Annotated in this window: 16 protein-coding genes; 10 read left to right on the top strand and 6 right to left on the bottom strand. The window is 74.4% G+C overall.

Annotation, left to right across the window (positions count from 1 at the left end):
• Window position 1 precedes the first annotated feature (1 nt).
• From H0S66_RS10775 to H0S66_RS10760, 4 genes are all read left to right on the top strand, one after another.
• The gene (locus tag H0S66_RS10775; protein WP_179615391.1) at window positions 2–1,498 is read left to right on the top strand and encodes a putative bifunctional diguanylate cyclase/phosphodiesterase; all 1,497 of its coding nucleotides are present in this window, start codon (window positions 2–4) and stop codon (window positions 1,496–1,498) included.
• A gap of 95 nt (window positions 1,499–1,593) precedes the next feature.
• The gene (locus H0S66_RS10770; RefSeq protein WP_179615390.1) at window positions 1,594–2,265 is read left to right on the top strand and encodes a hypothetical protein; all 672 of its coding nucleotides are present in this window, start codon (window positions 1,594–1,596) and stop codon (window positions 2,263–2,265) included.
• A complete protein-coding gene (locus H0S66_RS10765) occupies window positions 2,262–3,062 on the top strand; it encodes a prepilin peptidase (protein ID WP_258016860.1) in 801 nt (266 codons plus the stop codon). The genes H0S66_RS10770 and H0S66_RS10765 overlap by 4 nt, the downstream gene beginning before the upstream one ends.
• A 206-nt stretch (window positions 3,063–3,268) precedes the next feature.
• Complete coding sequence (locus H0S66_RS10760; protein ID WP_179615389.1) at window positions 3,269–4,669, top strand: EAL domain-containing protein; 1,401 nt, start codon at window positions 3,269–3,271, stop codon at window positions 4,667–4,669.
• A gap of 25 nt (window positions 4,670–4,694) precedes the next feature.
• Here H0S66_RS10760 and H0S66_RS10755 read toward each other — a convergent pair whose 3' ends face one another.
• The 4 genes from H0S66_RS10755 to H0S66_RS10740 all read right to left on the bottom strand — a co-directional run bounded on the left by H0S66_RS10755 (window position 4,695) and on the right by H0S66_RS10740 (window position 8,488).
• Window positions 4,695–5,780 carry a hypothetical protein gene (locus H0S66_RS10755; protein ID WP_179615388.1) on the bottom strand — a complete coding sequence of 362 codons (1,086 nt, stop codon included), beginning with the start codon at window positions 5,778–5,780 and terminating at the stop codon, window positions 4,695–4,697.
• Window positions 5,781–5,988: 208 nt separating this feature from the next.
• Window positions 5,989–6,552 carry a type III secretion system chaperone family protein gene (locus H0S66_RS10750; RefSeq protein WP_179615387.1) on the bottom strand — a complete coding sequence of 188 codons (564 nt, stop codon included), beginning with the start codon at window positions 6,550–6,552 and terminating at the stop codon, window positions 5,989–5,991.
• Complete coding sequence (gene mshA, locus H0S66_RS10745; RefSeq protein ID WP_370463656.1) at window positions 6,549–7,832, bottom strand: D-inositol-3-phosphate glycosyltransferase; 1,284 nt, start codon at window positions 7,830–7,832, stop codon at window positions 6,549–6,551. The genes H0S66_RS10750 and mshA overlap by 4 nt, the downstream gene beginning before the upstream one ends.
• Before the next feature lie 218 nt (window positions 7,833–8,050).
• Window positions 8,051–8,488, bottom strand: a complete 438-nt coding sequence (locus H0S66_RS10740; protein WP_179615386.1) for a hypothetical protein — start codon at window positions 8,486–8,488, stop codon at window positions 8,051–8,053.
• A 99-nt stretch (window positions 8,489–8,587) separates the two neighbouring features.
• Between H0S66_RS10740 and H0S66_RS10735 the strand changes: the two genes are divergently transcribed.
• From H0S66_RS10735 to H0S66_RS10725, 3 genes are all read left to right on the top strand, one after another.
• A complete protein-coding gene (locus tag H0S66_RS10735; protein WP_179615385.1) occupies window positions 8,588–9,355 on the top strand; it encodes an SDR family NAD(P)-dependent oxidoreductase in 768 nt (255 codons plus the stop codon).
• Between the two features lie 135 nt (window positions 9,356–9,490).
• The gene (locus tag H0S66_RS10730; protein WP_179615384.1) at window positions 9,491–10,180 is read left to right on the top strand and encodes an aspartate/glutamate racemase family protein; all 690 of its coding nucleotides are present in this window, start codon (window positions 9,491–9,493) and stop codon (window positions 10,178–10,180) included.
• Window positions 10,181–10,195: 15 nt separating this feature from the next.
• Window positions 10,196–10,726: a GNAT family N-acetyltransferase gene (locus H0S66_RS10725; RefSeq protein ID WP_179615383.1), complete on the top strand. Its 531-nt coding sequence runs from the start codon at window positions 10,196–10,198 to the stop codon at window positions 10,724–10,726.
• A gap of 80 nt (window positions 10,727–10,806) precedes the next feature.
• On the opposite strand, the gene H0S66_RS10720 is transcribed toward H0S66_RS10725, so the two are convergent.
• On the bottom strand, window positions 10,807–12,171 hold the full coding sequence (locus H0S66_RS10720) for a protealysin inhibitor emfourin (RefSeq protein WP_179615382.1): 1,365 nt from the start codon (window positions 12,169–12,171) through the stop codon (window positions 10,807–10,809).
• 54 nt (window positions 12,172–12,225) lie between these two features.
• Window positions 12,226–12,696 (bottom strand): PPOX class F420-dependent oxidoreductase, encoded by a 471-nt coding sequence (locus tag H0S66_RS10715; RefSeq protein ID WP_179615381.1) that lies wholly within the window; start codon window positions 12,694–12,696, stop codon window positions 12,226–12,228.
• 75 nt (window positions 12,697–12,771) lie between these two features.
• Between H0S66_RS10715 and H0S66_RS10710 the strand changes: the two genes are divergently transcribed.
• From H0S66_RS10710 to typA, 3 genes are all read left to right on the top strand, one after another.
• Window positions 12,772–13,476 carry an SDR family NAD(P)-dependent oxidoreductase gene (locus tag H0S66_RS10710; RefSeq protein ID WP_180923574.1) on the top strand — a complete coding sequence of 235 codons (705 nt, stop codon included), beginning with the start codon at window positions 12,772–12,774 and terminating at the stop codon, window positions 13,474–13,476.
• Complete coding sequence (gene heR / locus H0S66_RS10705) at window positions 13,473–14,267, top strand: heliorhodopsin HeR (protein WP_179615379.1); 795 nt, start codon at window positions 13,473–13,475, stop codon at window positions 14,265–14,267. Before H0S66_RS10710 ends, heR begins: the two co-directional genes overlap by 4 nt.
• Window positions 14,268–14,470: 203 nt before the next feature.
• Complete coding sequence (gene typA / locus H0S66_RS10700) at window positions 14,471–16,369, top strand: translational GTPase TypA (RefSeq protein WP_179615378.1); 1,899 nt, start codon at window positions 14,471–14,473, stop codon at window positions 16,367–16,369.
• The last annotated feature ends 108 nt before the right edge of the window (window positions 16,370–16,477 follow it).

The raw sequence follows: 16,477 nt of genomic DNA, 5'->3' as shown, positions 1-16,477 counted from the left end.
CATGCCTGGACTCACCGAGCCCCCCGCGGCCGCCGTCACGGCCGCCGCGGTGCTGCTGCTCGGTCTGCTCGTGCTCGTCGCCCTGCGGCGCTGGGGTCCCTTCGTGATCACCCTCCCCACGCGCGAGCACCCCCAGCGCCACCGGGGCTGGTGGCCCTGGGTGCCTCGGCTGCGTCGGCTCGGCGGTGACGACGACCCCCGCGACCCGCTGACCGGGATGCCCGGCAGGGCGGCGCTGGAGTCGCAGGGACGTGCGGTGCTGGCCCGGTCCGAGCAGTCCGGGTGCTGCCGCGTCGGGCTCGTGGTCCTCGACCTCGACGGCTTCAAGCACGTCAACGACACCCTGGGTCACGACGCCGGCGACCAGGTGCTCGCCGAGGTCGCGCGGCGTACCCGCTCCCAGGAGCGCGAGCACGAGCTCGCGGTGCGTCTGGGGGGTGACGAGTTCGCGATGATCGTGATCGGCGAGGACGACGCCGCGCTCGAGCGGCGGGCCTCCGCGCTGCTCGACGTGCTCTCCGCGCCCGTGCACGTCGACGACGTCAGCCTCACGGTCGCCCCCTCGCTCGGCCTGGCGGTGCACGGTGTCGACGCCCGGACCGTCCCCGACCTGCTCCGGGTCGCCGACGAGGCGATGTACGACGCCAAGTCGAGCCCCTCGGCCGGGTGGCGACGGCCCCTGCCGGCGGCGGCCGGACGCCTGGGCCGCCAGCTGCGTGACGAGCTGCTCGCGGCCATCGCCGGCGGCGAGGAGGTCCGGGTGCACTACCAGCCCCAGGTCGACGGCTGGAGCGGCGCGGTGACCGGCTTCGAGGCCCTCGTGCGCTGGCAGCACCCCGAGCACGGACTGCTGCTGCCGGAGTCCTTCCTCCCGCAGGCCGAGCGCAGCGACGCGATCGTGCCGCTCACGCGGCTGGTGCTGGCCCACGCGCTCGCGGACCGGACCGAGCTCCAGCGCCTGGCCCCGGGCTGCTCGGTGGCCGTCAACGTCTCGGCACGCAGCATGCTCGGCCCGCGCCTGCTCGACGACGTGGCCGCGCTGCTGCGCCACACCGGCGCCTCGCCCTCCGACCTGGTCCTCGAGATCACCGAGCCGGCGCCCCGGGCGACCACCGAGGTGCGCGGGCTGCTGGAGTCGCTGCGCACCCTGGGCTGCCGGGTGAGCGTGCACGGCTTCGGGTCGGCGCAGACGTCGCTGACGGCGCTGTGGCAGTACTCCGCGGTCCGGGAGATCAAGATCGACCCCGCCATCGTCCGCCAGGTCGGTGCCGACCCCGAGGCCGAGCGGCTGTGCCGCGCGATGGTCAACGCCGCCCACGGCCTCGACATCCGGGTGGTCGCCGAGGGCGTCGAGGAGGCCGAGGTGGTGCACCGTCTGCGGGCGATGGGCTGCGACGCCTTCCAGGGCTACTGGCTGGGCGCCCCGATGCCGCTCGAGGAACTGGGCGACTGGGTCGGCCAGTGGCACCGGGTCAGCGCCTCGCGGCTCGACCGCTAGCTGTAGTTCCAACAGCTAGCGGGGCTACAGACCGGGCCGCCTGGTGCCGATGCTCCTGGTGCCCCCCATACCCGGAGCCCTCGCCAGGAGTGTCCGTGCGCGTCCTTGACCCTGCCCCCGTCCCCCACGTCGCGGTCGCACCGCTCCTACCCCTCGTCGGGCTGCTGCTCCTGGCCGCCGGGCTGGTCGGCGTGCTCGTCGTCCTGCGCCGGCGCCGCACCGGTGCCGACGTGCCCGACCTGCCCGACCTGCCGGCGCTGCCGACCCGCCCCGCGTCGACCGAGACGACCGAGGGACCTCGCCTGCTCGAGCAGCCAGAGGCGCCGCAGGTGCCCGCACCCGGCCCGGTGCCGACGACGTACGCCGGCCTGGCGCGGCGCCTGGCCGAGGTCGGGGACCTCGAGGCGGCCGTGCTGTGCCAGTGGGCCGCCGACCTGGCGACCCTCTCGCCGCACCTGGCCGGTGCCGGCGGCGAGCTGGGCGACCTCGTGGGTGCCCTCGACGACCGCGACCCCCTCGCGCTGCTGCGCTGCGCGCGGGCGGCGGCGCAGGCCCTCGTCGACCCCGCTTCGCCGGGGCCGGCCCTCGCTCCGCTCGAGGACCTGGCCGCCCTCGTCCCGGCCGAGCCCGCGCCCCGCGGACGGCACGCTGCGGCGCTGCCGACCACCCGCGGGGGCCTGCCGCCCGAGCTGTGGGTGCTCCTGAGCGAGCAGCAGCGCTCGGCGTACGACGTCGCGGTGGGTGCGAACCGCAGGCGCAGCGCGTGAGTGCGGGCCTGCCCCTGCCGCTCCTGGTGGGCCTCGTCGGCACCCTGGGCCTGGCGGTCGGCTCGTTCCTCAACGTGGTGGTCCACCGGGTGCCCCTCGGGCTGTCCGTCGTCTCCCCGGGCTCGGCGTGCCCGGCCTGCGGGCACGAGGTGCGCGGGCGCGACAACGTGCCGGTGGTGTCGTGGGTGCTGCTGCGCGGGCGCTGCCGCGACTGCCGCGAGCCCATCCCCGTGCGCTACCCCCTCGTCGAGGCCGGCACCGCGGTGCTGATGGTCGCCGTCGCGCTGCGGGTGGACGACCCCCAGGTGATGGGCGCGCTGCTGGTCGTGGCGGCCGCCGGGGTGGCGCTGGCGCTGATCGACCTCGAGCACGGCCGCCTGCCCTTCGCCGTCACCGGTGCCGCCGCGGTCCCGCTGGTCGGACTGCTCGCCCTCGACCAGGCGCTGGGCGGGTCGGTCCCGGTGCTGGACGTGCTGGTCGCGACCGGCGCGTGGACGGTCGTCTACGCCGGCGCCTGGGCGGCCACGCGCGGTCGCGGCATGGGCCTCGGCGACGTGGCGCTGGCACCGGTGCTGGGCCTGGCGCTGGGCGCCGTCGGCACCGGGAGCGCACTCGTGGGGCTCGGGGCCGGCTTCGTGCTGGGCGGGCTGGTGGGCGGGCTGCTGCTGGTCACCGGGACCGTGAGCCGCGGGACGAGGGTCCCGCACGGGCCGTTCATGCTCGTGGGCGCCGGCGTCGGCCTCTTCGCCGGCCACCCGGTCGCCGGCGCCTACCTGCGGCTGACCGGACTCGCCTGACCTCACGGTGTGCCCGCTCCGGGCGATTGATCCACCCCCAACGTAAAATCCTGGGCCGCAAACCCACCAGCCACAGGGGTTTCAGGTCTAGACCAGACTGCGCCCACATGGCGAGATGGGCCACGGTGACCTCCGTCCGGTCTAGAACTGCGCCCCGCGCCGCTCTCCGTCGGGCACGCCTCGACGACGACATGGGGGTCGACACGATGCGAGAGGACACACGCACGCCGGCGGTCCCGGCGCTGCAGCCGAGCCCGGCGCCGCGCGACGGGGTCCTGCGCCGCGACGTGACGCCGGGCTCGTTGCAGGGTCACGAGGCGACGTACGCCGGGGTCGAGCGCCTGGTCACGACGCTGTGCGAGATGCACGAGCGCGCGACCCGGCGCGGGCTGCGGATGACGCTCGTGGCCGTCGGGGTCTCCAACGCCGCTGACATCGCCGACGCGCACGGTGCCGGCACGCTCGAGACCGTCACCGAGGTGGTGGTGCGTCGCGCCATGGCCGGGTCGGTGGAGTTCCGACCGCTGCGCATCTCCCCGCTCGGGGGCGCGCTGGGGGTGTTGCTCGCGGCGCCGCTGCAGGCCGACCGCGACGCCATGGAGGTGGCGCAGCGGATGCGCGGGAAGGTGTGGACGACGCCCGCGGAGATCTGGCCGGTGGTCACGCTCGGCCTGCGCGGCTTCACCGACGAGCACCCGCCCGAGGACCTGCTGCGCGACGTGCGCGCCACCCTGCTCGACGCCGCCCGCCGCTCCCCCGGCGGGGTGCGCTGGTTCCGGCCCGAGGTGCTCTCGCGTCCCGACCACGACCTGGCCCTGCTGCGCGACCTCGCCCAGGCCCTCGACGACCCCACCCAGATCGACCTGGCCTTCCAACCGGTGCGCTCGCTGGCGACCGGCTCCGTGCACGCCGTAGAGGCGCTGCTGCGCTGGACGCACCCGGTGCGCGGCGCCGTACCGGCGCTGCAGGCGGTCGCGGCCGCCGAGCGGTCCGGCCTGGTGCACCGGTTGGGCGCCCTGGTCCTCGACCGCGCGCTGGCCACGGCCGCCGGCTGGCGCCGCCGGGGACACACCGCGACCGTGCACGTCAACGTCTCCCCCGGCGAGCTGCGCGACCCCGGGTACGCCGAGCGTGTCGCCGACCTGCTCGGGCGCCACGCCGTGCCACCCCCGGGACTGCTCCTCGAGGTCACCGAGACCGACGTGATGACCGGCGACGAGGACGTGCTGTCCACCCTGCTGCGGCTGCGCCGCCTGGGCGTGCGCATCGGCATCGACGACTTCGGCACCGGCTACTCCTCCATCTCCCACCTGCACCGGCTGCCCGTCGACACCGTGAAGGTGGACCGGTCGCTGGTCGCCGGGATCGCCACCTCACCGGCCGACCTCGACCTCGTGCGCGCCGTGCTGGCGCTGCTGGCCACCGCCCCGGTCGACGTGGTCGTCGAGGGGGTCGAGACAGCCGACCAGGTCGACTGCCTGCGGCTCCTGGGCTGCGAGCTCGCCCAGGGCTACCACCTGGGCCGACCGGGCCCGCTGTCGTCGCTGGACCTGGGGCGCGCCGACGGTCCCGGCCAGGTCGACGACATGGCGTCGGGTGTCGCCTGAGCGTGCCGATCGCGTGGCGGAGCGGTCAGGGACGCGCCGGCTCGGCGAGCTCGATGTGCCACCGCCCCGGCCCACCGGTCACCTCACCGGCCACGATGCCCTCCGGGCCCGGCACCGAGGAGGCGGGGCGCTGCTGGATGCGCTGCGCCCACACGACGTACAGATCCTCGACCACCAGGGCGCGACGGCCGTCGATGCGCAGGGTGACCCGCGCCCGCTTGGCGGAGAGCCGCTCGAGGTCGTGGAGCACCCGCCCGGGGCGCTCGTCGGCGGCGGGCTTGTCGTGGTGGGAGCCGACCCGCCGCAGCCGGGCCCCGCGCGGCACCTGCACGACGCCCGACAGCTCGGCGTACGACGTCCGGGTGCCGCGGCAGACCAGTGCGACGACCGCCTCGCCGGCACCGCTGCCGCAGGCCCCGCGCAGGACGCGCTCGGCCTGCAGCGCCGGCACGGTGCGCACGCTGCGCCGGGTGAGGGTGCGGCGCGCGATCTCGGTCCAGCCGATCACCCCGACCGACCGGCGGGCCACGGGGTCCTCGGTGACCGCGGCGAGCAGGTAGCGCCCGGTCGGCAGGCTCGGCGCACGGCGCCAGGCGCTCGTGGCGCCGTTCCAGGACCAGGTGTGCGAGCCGGCCTCGAACCGCTGGCTCTCCTCCCGCACCACCCGCTGGGTGACCGGGTCGAAGACCAGCAGGTCGACCTCGGCGGCGGCCGTGAGGCCGAAGACCAGGTCGGCGGCGTCGGCGTACCCGTCGCGCACCGTGGGGTAGAAGACCGGGCTGATCCGGGCGTCGGTGAAGCCGACGCGGTGCCAGGCCGAGAAGTCGACCCGGGCGCTGCCGCCCGGCTCGTCGGACGGACCGGCCTCGAGCGGACCCCGCACCTCGGCGGTCGCCGAGCAGTCGCCGGCGGGCGCCTCCACCGGCGCCACCGGCACCTCGACCCGGCCCTCGGTGACGCTGAAGGTCGTCCGGTGCTCGTAGCCGCTGGAGGGGCAGGACAGGCTCAGGTGCCCCTCGTGCAGGGCGGTGGCGCCGGAGACCTCGACCACGACCGGGCCGCTCCACCCCGTCGCGACGCGCTCGCCGCCGCCCGGTGCACTGATCTGCACACCGGGGGCGGAAGGCGTCTCTCCCGCGGCCCCCACCACGGGAGAGACGCTCAGGAGGAGAGCGGCCACCACGAGCCGGGACATAGAGCTCGCGTTCACCTGGTTCCTCCCCGCCGACGCGCCTGAGGCGTCGTGGGGACGATGTTGCTGGTCGGGGCGGCCCCGCGTCATACCCCACATGGGGTAAGTCGTCTTTACCCTCCCGGGGTCAGTCGACCGTGGGCTCCGCGCCCGACTCGAGCCAGCCGCGGAAGGCCTCGAGGTTGCGCGTGGACTCCCCGCGCAGGGTGCGCCACTCCCACTCCTTGCGGATCGAGGAGGCGAACCCGAGCTCGAGGATGGCGTTGAAGGACTCGTCGGCGTAGGTCAGCACCGAGCCCAGCAGCCGGTCGAGCTCGGCCTCGTCGACCGCGCCCAGCGGCAGCCGCGCGTCGAGGTAGATGTCGCCGGTGCGGTCGACGGCGAACGCGACGGCGTACAGGCGCAGGTTCTTCTCCAGCAGCCAGCGCCACACGCGCTCGTGGTTCTCGTCGGGGTTGCGGCACACGAAGGCGTGCACGCCCAGGGCGTGGGCACCGACGTCGAGGCGGACGGGGGTCTGAAGCTTCTTCTCGCCGGGCAGCGCGAAGGAGAACAGCCCGGGGCTGGGCTCCTCGACCTCGATCTCGTTGGTGGCCAGCCAGCCGCGCACCACCTCGGCCACCCGCTGCTGCTCGGGGCCGGCCGGGGCGCTGGGGCCGCTCGTGCCGCTCGGGTCCTGCTGCTCGCTCATGCCGTGGCCTCCTGCCGCATCATCCACCGGGCCCGCTCGTAGCCGGCGAGCATCGACTGCGCGGTCGCCTCCCAGGAGAAGCCCTTGGCCTGCAGCACCGCGCCGGAGCGCAGCCGCTGGGCCAGCACCGGCTCGGTCAGCACCCGCGCGATCGCGTCCGCCCAGTCACCGGCCTCGTGGCCCTCGACGAGCAGCCCGCTGTGGCCGTCGCGCACCACCGTGGTCAGCCCGCCGACGGCCGCGGCCACCACCGGCGTGCCGGTGGCCTGGGCCTCGGCGGCGACCAGCCCGAAGGACTCGTTGTACGACGGCACGGCCACCAGCGTGGCGGCGGCCATCCAGCGAGCCAGGTCGTCCTGGGCGACGGGCGGCACGAAGCGCACCACGTCGTCGAGCCCCAGCTCGCGGGCCAGGGTCGCCAGGGCGTCGGGGTGCTCCAGGCCGCTGCCCGACGGGCCGCCGACGACCGGCACGACCAGCCGCTCGCGCAGCCCGGGGTCGCGGCGCAGCAGCTCGGCCACCGCGCGCAGCAGCACGTCGGGGCCCTTCAGCGGCTGGATCCGCCCGGCGAAGAGCAGCACGTCGGCGTCGACGGGCAGCCCCAGCTCGCGGCGTACGTCGGCACGCTCGCGGGGGCGGAAGACGTCGAGGTCGACGCCGGGGTGGACCACCTCGACACGACCGGCGTGGGCGTCGTACAGGTTGATCAGCTGCTTGGCCTCGAGGTCGGTGTTGGCGACCAGCAGGTCCGCGGCCTCGACGACCTGCTCCTCACCGATCACCCGGGCCTGCGGCTCGGGGGTGTCGCCGTCGGCGAGCGCCTCGTTCTTGACCTTGGCCATCGTGTGCATCGAGTGCACCAGCGGCACGCCCCACCGGTCGCGGGCCAGCGCGCCGACCTGGCCCGAGAGCCAGTAGTGGCTGTGCACGGCGTCGTAGTGGCCCACCGGGTGGGCGGCCTCGGTGCGCAGCACCTCGCGCGCGAAGACGCACAGCTGGCCGGGGAGCTCGGTCTTGGTCAGTCCCTCGAAGGGGCCGGCGTGGATGTGGCGCACCCGCACCCCGTCGTACGGGTCGACGACGGGCTCGAGGGCCGAGGAGGTGGCGCGCGTGAAGATGTCGACCTCGGTGCCCTGCGCGGCCAGGCGCTTGGCCAGCTCGATGACGTAGACGTTCATGCCGCCCGCGTCGCCGGTGCCGGGCTGGTCGAGGGGGCTGGTGTGGAGGCTGATCATCGCCAGGCGCCGCACCGGGCGCTCGATCCGCTGCTGGCTGCTCACGCAGGCCTCCGTCCGTGTGGTGCGGGTGTCATCGGTCCTCGTCGCTCAACCAGCGTCGACGCCGGTTGATTCCCCCACCCTGGTGACGGGCCGGTCGGGGTCGCGGGGGGGCGGGCTCGAAGGTTCATCGGGTACCCGATGGAACTGGCGCCACCTGTCTGAACCTTCGTGGTGGTGGCGCGAGATTCATCGGGTACCCGATGAAACTCTGACACCCGTCAGCCCGCGTGCGCCCCACCCGTACGGCGCCGCCCCGGTGGCGTACGGCGGGCGGCCCGGGTGCCGGGCCGGTCGCCGCGGTGCCGACGGCGCAGCTCGCGCCCGAGCACCAGCAGACCCAGCAGCGCCGCGACGGCGCCCACGACGCCGTCGACCCGGGCCGCGGCGTCACCGTCGACCACCCCGCTGACCCCGCCGACGACGGCGAGCAACGCCCAGCCGAGCACGGCGAGGCAGAGCCCGACGACCAGCCGCAGCGGGGCCGCGCCCCGGTCGACCAGGCCCGCGCCGACCGCGACGGCGGCCAGCACCAGCAGCACGGCGCCGGGCCACCAGGCCAGCGGGCCCACCCCGGCCCACGCCAGCACCCACAGCAGCCCGCCGACCAGCGCGGCGAGCGCACCGGCGACGGCCGCGGACGTCGTACCCCTGTCCACAGCGGACCCCCTCCTCAGACCTCCGCCCCCATGCTCGCAGGTGGACGGTGGGTCCACCAGCACGTCGGCGCGCCGGGCCCGGTGGGCCACAATGCGCCCATGAGCACCCTCCTCGCCGTCGTGACCGGAGCCAGCAGCGGGATCGGGGCCGCGACCGCGCGGCGCCTGGGCGCGGAGGGCTTCCACGTGGTGTGCGCAGCCCGGCGCGCCGAGCGGGTCGAGGCGCTGGCCGCCGAGATCGGCGGCACCGCCGTCGTCTGCGACGTCACCGACGCCGCGTCCGTCGACGCGCTGGCCGCCCGGGTCGGCGGGCTCGCCGACGAGCTGGGCCGCCCGGGGCTCGACGTGCTGGTCAACAACGCCGGTGGCGCGTTCGGCTCGGCGCCGGTCGCCGAGGGCGACGCCGAGCAGTGGCGCGCGATGTACGACGTCAACGTCGTCGGGCTGATGCAGGTCACCAAGGCGCTGCTGCCGCGGCTGGTCGCCTCGGGCGCCGGCGTGATCTGCAACGTCGGCTCGACGGCCGGGCGGATCGCCTACGAGGGCGGCGCCGGCTACACCGCTGCCAAGCACGGCACCCAGGTCGTGACCGAGACGCTGCGCCTGGAGCTCTTCGACCAGCCGGTGCGGGTCTGCGAGGTGGCGCCCGGGATGGTGCGCACCGACGAGTTCGCGCTGGTGCGCTTCGACGGCGACCAGGAGAAGGCCGACGCGGTGTACGCCGGCGTGGCCGAGCCGCTGGTCGCCGAGGACGTCGCCGACGCGATCGCCTGGGTGGTCACCCGACCGCCCCACGTCAACGTCGACGAGCTCGTCATCCGCCCCCGCGCCCAGGCCGCCCAGCACAAGGTCCACCGCCAGGCGTGAGCCCGCGAACGCCTCGCCCGCCGAGCGGTCACTTCTGAACCATCGACCGGTCGCTCCCGTGCGCTGTGCGGGTTCAGAACTGACCACTGGGTGGTTCAAAACTGACCGCTCGGCCGGGCGTGAGAGACTGCGCCGGTGCAGACCATCGGACTCATCGGCGGGATGAGCTGGGAGAGCAGCGCCGCCTACTACGAAGCCCTCAACACCGGTGTGGAGAAGCGCCTCGGCGACCTCCACTCGGCCCGCACCGTGATGACCTCGGTCGACTTCGCGGAGGTCACCGCCCTGCAGGAGGCCGAGGACTGGGACGCCGTCGCGGCGATCCTGGTGGCCGCGGCGCAGGGGGTCGAGCGCGCCGGCGCCGACTTCCTCCTGCTGTGCACCACGACCTTCCACCGGGTCGCCGACCAGGTCGCCGCGGCGGTGGACATCCCGCTGCTGCACCTGGCCGACGTGCTGGCCGACGCGTGCGTGGCCAACGACGTCAAGGAGGTCGGCTTCCTCGGCACCACCTTCGCGATGGAGCGCTCCTTCTTCACCGACCGGCTGCGCGAGCGCGGCCTGACGGTGCACGTGCCCGACCCCGACCACCACGACACGGTCAACCGCATCATCTACGACGAGCTGTGCCACGGACGCGTGGTCACCAAGTCGCGGCGCACCGTCGTCGGTCTGATCGACGAGCTGTGGGACGCCGGCGCCGGTGCGGTGATCCTGGGCTGCACCGAGCTCGAGCTGCTGGTGCACCAGTCGGACGCCAACATCCCCGTGCTCGGCTCGACCAGCCTGCACGTCGAGGCGGCCCTGGCCCGCGCCCTGTCCTGAGCGGACGCCGGTCCGGTGGATCTGGTCGCGCTCGGCAGCGCCGACCTCGACCACGCCACCCGGGCCGGGCTGCGGGCCCTGTGGGACCTCGCGTTCCCTGAGGGGTTCAGCGACGAGGACGAGGCGCACGCCTACGGCGGCGTCCACGTGCTCGTGCGCGCGGACGGCGACCCGGTCGCCCACGCCAGCGCGGTGCCCCGCCGCATCCGGTTCGGGCCGACGTGGCACACGGTGGCGTACGTCGAGGCCGTCGCCACGCACCCCGCCCACCGGGGTCGGGGTCTCGGGCGGGCGGTGATGCAGCGCCTGCACGACGAGATCGCGGGCCGCTGGCCGGTCGCGATGCTCTCGACCGGCAGCGCCACCGGCTTCTACGAGCGGCTCGGCTGGGAGCGCTGGCAGGGTACGTCGTACACCCGGACCCCCACCGGCACGGTCGCCGACGGCGAGCAGGACGGGCTGATGATCCTGCGTCTCGACCCGCTCCTGGTGCCCGACCTGCGTGTCGACGTGGTCTGCGAGGACCGGCCCGGCGACGCCTGGTGACGGTTCGCGCCGGATCGGTGCGAGATCTGCGCCGGGTCGGTGCGAGATCTGCGCCGGGTCGGTGCGAGATCTGCGCCTGGTCAGCGGTGGCGGAGGTCGAGGACGAGCTCGACGAGGCGGGCCAGGTCGGGGGTCAGGGCCTGCTCGCCCAGGCTGGCGCAGTCGCCGCAGACGTCGAGGTCGTAGACGAACCGGTCGGGCTGGTGCTCGGGCTGGCGGGCCGCGACGGCGCTGACGTCGACGCGCCCGGCCAGGCCGCGCAGCTCGGGCACCCGGGGGTCGTCGGAGGCCAGGTCGACGTCGGCCTCGGTCGCGAGCCCCGCGAACCCCCCGGTGCGCCGCACCCGCACGACCCCGGCGGTGGGACCGGTGGTGGACCCCTCCTCGTCCGGGGAGCCGGCGGGCGTGCCCGCCGTGGGCGCGCCCGGCTCGACCCCGACCGCGGCCCACGCCTCGGCGACCGCGTCGGCGTGCGGCCCGGCGGCGGCCACGGTGGCGGCGGCGAACCCAGCGAAGTCGGTGCGGGGCCCGGCCGCGCCGCCGGTCAGGGCGTCGTACCAGACCTGGCCGGCGCCGGTCCAGGACGTGCCGGCCGGCCCGGGGTCGGCGGCGGCGATGGCGAGCGCGGCGAGGTGGAAGGCGCGGTTGGGGATGCCGGAGTTCAGGTGCACCCCGCCGTGGTCGTCGGTGGTGACGATGAAGTCGTCCATGTGGCCCGGCTGCGGGTCGCGACCCAGGCGCGGGTCGTCGTACGCCGAGCCGGGCCGGGCCATGTCGCGCAGCCCGCGCGCCTGCACGCCGGGCAGGAAGAGCCCCTCGCCCACCAGCCAGTCGGCGGCGTCGGGACGCTGGTCGAGGAGCCGCTGCTTGAGGCAGGCGGCCACCACGTCGGAGACGTGCTCGTTGAGCGCGCCCGGCTGGTCGGCGTAGACGAGCCCGGCGGTGTGCTCGGTCAGCGCGTGCGCCAGCTCGTGGCCCAGCACGTCGACGGGCTTGGTGAACCGGTCGAAGACGACGCCGTCACCGTCGCCGAAGACCAGCTGGGTGCCGTCCCAGAAGGCGTTGGCGTAGTCGCGGCCGTAGTGGACGCTCAGGGACACCGGGGCGCCCGCGCCGTCGTAGGAGTCGCGGCCCCACACCTCGAGCAGCAGCGCCAGCGACGCCGCGATCCCGGTGGCGGCCTCGTCGACCGCCGCGTCGCCGACGGCAGGCTCCCCGGCCGCGCGCACCGGCCGGCCGGGCAGCGTGGTGGTCGACCCGGCGTCGTGCACGGTCCAGGCCGGAGCGCCGGGGGTGGTGATCAGCGTCGCCGCGGGCGAGGGCCCGGCCAGCCTGGCCGAGCGCAGCGCCTCGTCGACGGCGAGGGTGGCGTCGTACCCGAGGGCGCGCTGGAGGTACGGCGGGACGAAGCAGCGGTGCGGGCGGCGAGCGGGTCCGAGAGTCATCCGCCCAGCCAACACCCGGCCACCGACGGTGGGAAGGCCCCCGAGCGGCCCGCCTCAGGCCGGGGCGCGGTCCGGCGGGAACCCGCCGGTGGCGACCGGCCCCCACGAGACCGGGGTGATCCGCAGCAGCGACTTGCCCTGGCGGCGCATCGCGGCGCGGTACTCCTCCCAGTCGGGGTGCTCCCCGGAGATGCAGCGGAAGTACTCGACCAGGGCGTCCTCGGCCTCCTGCGAGGGCATGTCGAGCACCTCGGCGGTGCCGTCGACCTGCACGTAGGGACCGTCCCAGTCGTCGGAGTGCACCAGCACCGTCGCCTCGGGGCGGCGGCGCAGGTTGGCGGCCTTCGCACGCTGCGGGTACGTCGAGACGACCAGGCGGCCGTCGGCGTCCACGCCGCCGGTGACGGGCGAGACCTGCGGGCGACCGTCGGCCCGCAGGGTCATCAACGTCATCTTGTGCCGCGGCCGCACGAACTCCAGCAGCCCGTCGAGGTCGACACGGTCGGTGGTCGCGATGGAGGCCATGGCCTCGACGATAGCCACGCGGCGCCCACCCCCAGGGGTCCTGGCCCGGGCCACGACCCGGCCTAGGTTCGAGGGATGAGGACCGAGGGAGCACGGGTGCTGGTGGCGGGTGCGACGGGCGTGCTGGGGCGCGCCCTGGCCGAGGGGCTGCACGAACTGGGGGCGCGGGTGGTGGCCGCCGGGCGCAACCCCGAGCGGCTGGGCGAGCTGTCGCCGCCGGCCTCGGCACCACCGGCCTGGCACCTCGATGTCGTCGACGCGGGCTCGTGCGCCGCGGCGGTGCACGGGGCCGTCGAGGAGCTGGGCGGGCTGGACCTGCTGGTCGTGGCCACCGGGGCGGCCGGGTTCGGCAGGGCGGTCGAGCTCGACGAGGCGGTGGCCGAGGAGCTGTTCGCGGTGAACACGCTGGGGCCGATCGCGCTGGTGCGCGCCGCGGCGCCGTACCTCGCCGAGGCGCGCGACGGCGAGGGCACCGCCGCGGTGCTCAGCGCCGTGCTGGCCGACCTGCCGACCGCGGGCATGGCCGACTACTCCGCGGCGAAGGCGGCGCTGGCGACCTGGCTGCAGGTGCTGCGCCGCGAGCAGCGCCGCTCCTTCCGGGTGCTCGACGTACGCCCGCCGCACCTCGACACCGGCCTCGACACCCGTGCCCTGGCCGGCGAACCGCCGCGCCTACCTGCACCGATGCCCCACGAGCAGGTCGTGAGGGCCATCCTGGAGGCCATCGGTGGCGAGGCCACCGAGGTGGCGATGGACGGCAAGGAGCTGGTGGTCCGATGACGCACGCGAAGAACGTCTCCCCCGAGCGCGAGGTGGCCAGCGGGGTCACCGACGAGGCCCTGACCTCGCTCAAGCGCTGGAACATCGGGCTGGCGGTCCTGCACGCCGCCCAGGCGGTGGTGGTGCTGGTGCTGGCCACCGACTTCGCCATCGGCGTCACCTCCACCTTCCCGCAGGGCCCCCCGGGCAGCACCCCGCCGGCGCCCGAGGTGCTCTTCGACGTGCGGATCGGCTGGGCGATCGCGGCGTTCCTGCTGCTCGCGGCGCTCGACCACGGCCTGACCGGCACCCTGTGGCGCGGGCGCTACGAGGCCGACCTGCGCGGCGGCATCAACCGCTTCCGCTGGGTGGAGTACTCGGTCAGCGCGACCCTGATGATCATCCTGATCGCCTTCTACAACGGCATCACCGGCGTCGAGGCGCTGATCGCGATCATCGGCGCCAACGTCTCGATGATCCTCTTCGGCTGGATCCAGGAGGTGATGAACCCGCCGGGTCGCCAGCACACGACCATGCTGCCCTTCTGGTTCGGCACCCTGGCCGGCCTCGCCCCCTGGGTCGCGATCCTGGTCAACACCGTCGGCGCCGACACCGTCCCGGGCTTCGTCTACGGCATCGTCGTCTCGCTGTTCGTCTTCTTCATGAGCTTCGGGCTCAACCAGTGGCTGCAGTACAAGGGCATCGGCCCGTGGCGCTCCTACGCCTTCGGCGAGAAGGCGTACCTGGTGCTCAGCCTGGTCGCCAAGAGCCTGCTGGCCTGGCAGATCTTCGGCGGTTCGCTGGCCGGCTGAGCGCCCTCGGCCCGCGTGCATGAGTCCCCGGCTGACCGGTGACTCATGCACTTGTCAGGGGTTGCAACACCTGACAAGTACCGGAGTCCCCGGTCGACCGGGGACTCATGCAGACCGCTCGAATCGGCGTACGGCGGCGCCGCCGGTAGAATCGATGCGGCCGGATCCGGCCGTTCGTCAATCGAAAGCGACGCCGCTCCCGCATGTCTGGACAGACCACTCGTACCGATCTCCGCAACGTCGCCATCGTGGCGCACGTCGACCACGGCAAGACCACGCTGGTCGACGCGATGCTCCGCCAGGGCGGCGCGTTCACCGAGCACCAGGCCGAGGGCGTCGCCGAGCGCGTCATGGACTCCGGTGACCTCGAGCGCGAGAAGGGCATCACCATCCTCGCCAAGAACACCGCGATCCACTACGCGGGTCCGGCGGCGGGCGGCAAGCCGATGACCATCAACATCATCGACACCCCCGGCCACGCCGACTTCGGTGGCGAGGTCGAGCGCGGCCTGTCGATGGTCGACGGCATCGTGCTGCTGGTCGACGCCTCCGAGGGTCCGCTGCCGCAGACCCGCTTCGTGCTGCGCAAGGCGCTCAACGCCGACATGCCGGTGATCCTGGTCGTCAACAAGACCGACCGCGGCGACGCCCGCATCGCCGAGGTCGTCGACGAGACCTACGAGCTGTTCATGGACCTGCTCGACGAGAGCCACAGCCAGGACGCCCTCGACTTCCCGGTCGTCTACGCCTCCGGCCGCGCCGGTGTCGCCGGCACCGACCAGCCCGCCAACGGCGAGCTGCCCGACTCCCCCGACCTCGAGCCGCTCTTCCAGACGATCCTCGACACGATCCCCGCCCCGACCTACACCGAGGGCGCGCCGCTGCAGGCGCACGTCACCAACCTCGACTCCTCGCCGTTCCTGGGCCGGCTCGCGCTGGTGCGCGTGCACGAGGGCACCCTGAAGAAGGGCCAGACCGTCGCGTGGATGAAGCGCGACGGCGAGACCAAGAACGTGCGGATCACCGAGCTGCTGGTCACCGAGGGCCTCGAGCGCAAGCCCGGCGAGTCCGCGGGCCCCGGCGACATCGTCGCGATCGCGGGCATCCCCGACATCACCATCGGCGAGACCCTGGCCGACCCGGAGAACCCGGTCGCGCTGCCGCTCATCCACGTCGACGAGCCGGCCATCTCGATGACGATCGGCACCAACACCAGCCCGCTGGTGGGCCGGGTCAAGGGCGCCAAGGTCACCGCGCGCCTGGTCAAGGACCGTCTCGACTCCGAGCTCATCGGCAATGTGTCGCTGCGCGTGCTGCCCACCGAGCGCCCCGACGCCTGGGAGGTGCAGGGCCGCGGCGAGCTGGCCCTGGCGATCCTGGTCGAGCAGATGCGCCGCGAGGGCTTCGAGCTGACCGTCGGCAAGCCGCAGGTGGTCACCAAGGAGGTCAACGGCAAGGTCCACGAGCCCGTCGAGCGCCTGACCATCGACGCGCCCGAGGAGTACCTCGGCACCATCACCGAGCTGCTGGCCTCCCGCAAGGGCCGCATGGAGCAGATGACCAACCACGGCACCGGCTGGGTGCGCATGGAGTTCCTGGTCCCGGCCCGCGGCCTGATCGGCTTCCGCACCGAGTTCCTCACCGACACCCGCGGCACCGGCATCGCCCACCACATCTCCGAGGGCTACGAGCCGTGGGCCGGCGAGATCCGCTCGCGCAACAACGGCTCGCTGGTCGCCGACCGCAAGGGCGCGGCGACGGCGTACGCCATGACCTCGCTGCAGGAGCGCGGCGTGCTGTTCGTCGAGCCGACCACCGAGGTGTACGAGGGCATGATCGTCGGCGAGAACTCGCGCGCCGACGACATGGACGTCAACATCACCAAGGAGAAGCAGCAGACCAACATCCGCTCCGCGACCTCCGACAACTTCGAGAAGCTCATCCCGCCGAAGAAGCTGTCGCTGGAGCAGTGCCTGGAGTTCTGCCGCGACGACGAGTGCGTCGAGGTGACCTCCGAGCAGGTCCGCATCCGCAAGGTGGTGCTCGACGCGAACGCCCGCGCCAAGACCGCCTCGCAGGCGCGCAAGGCCAACAAGTCCTGACCCGCGCCTGACGCCGTACGCCGACGCGCCCCGTCGCCTCCCTCGTGGGAGGGGCGGGGCGCGTCGTCGTCCCCGGGCCCCCGGGCGCGGTCCGGGCGACCCCGCGAG

Origin of the sequence: Nocardioides marinisabuli (assembly GCF_013466785.1) — a bacterium.
Classification (GTDB): domain Bacteria; phylum Actinomycetota; class Actinomycetes; order Propionibacteriales; family Nocardioidaceae; genus Nocardioides; species Nocardioides marinisabuli.
This window is presented reverse-complemented; position numbering and strand designations above follow the sequence as displayed.

What these genes read in the sequence shown, in the direction of transcription:
- H0S66_RS10750 (WP_179615387.1), bottom strand. Translation starts at nt 6,552, where the DNA reads ATGAGCGAGCAGCAGGACCCGAGCGGCACGAGCGGCCCCAGCGCCCCG.
- typA (WP_179615378.1), top strand. Translation starts at nt 14,471, where the DNA reads ATGTCTGGACAGACCACTCGTACCGATCTCCGCAACGTCGCCATCGTG.
- H0S66_RS10760 (WP_179615389.1), top strand. Translation starts at nt 3,269, where the DNA reads ATGCGAGAGGACACACGCACGCCGGCGGTCCCGGCGCTGCAGCCGAGC.
- H0S66_RS10720 (WP_179615382.1), bottom strand. Translation starts at nt 12,171, where the DNA reads ATGACTCTCGGACCCGCTCGCCGCCCGCACCGCTGCTTCGTCCCGCCG.
- H0S66_RS10775 (WP_179615391.1), top strand. Translation starts at nt 2, where the DNA reads ATGCCTGGACTCACCGAGCCCCCCGCGGCCGCCGTCACGGCCGCCGCG.
- H0S66_RS10715 (WP_179615381.1), bottom strand. Translation starts at nt 12,696, where the DNA reads ATGGCCTCCATCGCGACCACCGACCGTGTCGACCTCGACGGGCTGCTG.
- H0S66_RS10735 (WP_179615385.1), top strand. Translation starts at nt 8,588, where the DNA reads ATGAGCACCCTCCTCGCCGTCGTGACCGGAGCCAGCAGCGGGATCGGG.
- H0S66_RS10710 (WP_180923574.1), top strand. Translation starts at nt 12,772, where the DNA reads ATGAGGACCGAGGGAGCACGGGTGCTGGTGGCGGGTGCGACGGGCGTG.
- heR (WP_179615379.1), top strand. Translation starts at nt 13,473, where the DNA reads ATGACGCACGCGAAGAACGTCTCCCCCGAGCGCGAGGTGGCCAGCGGG.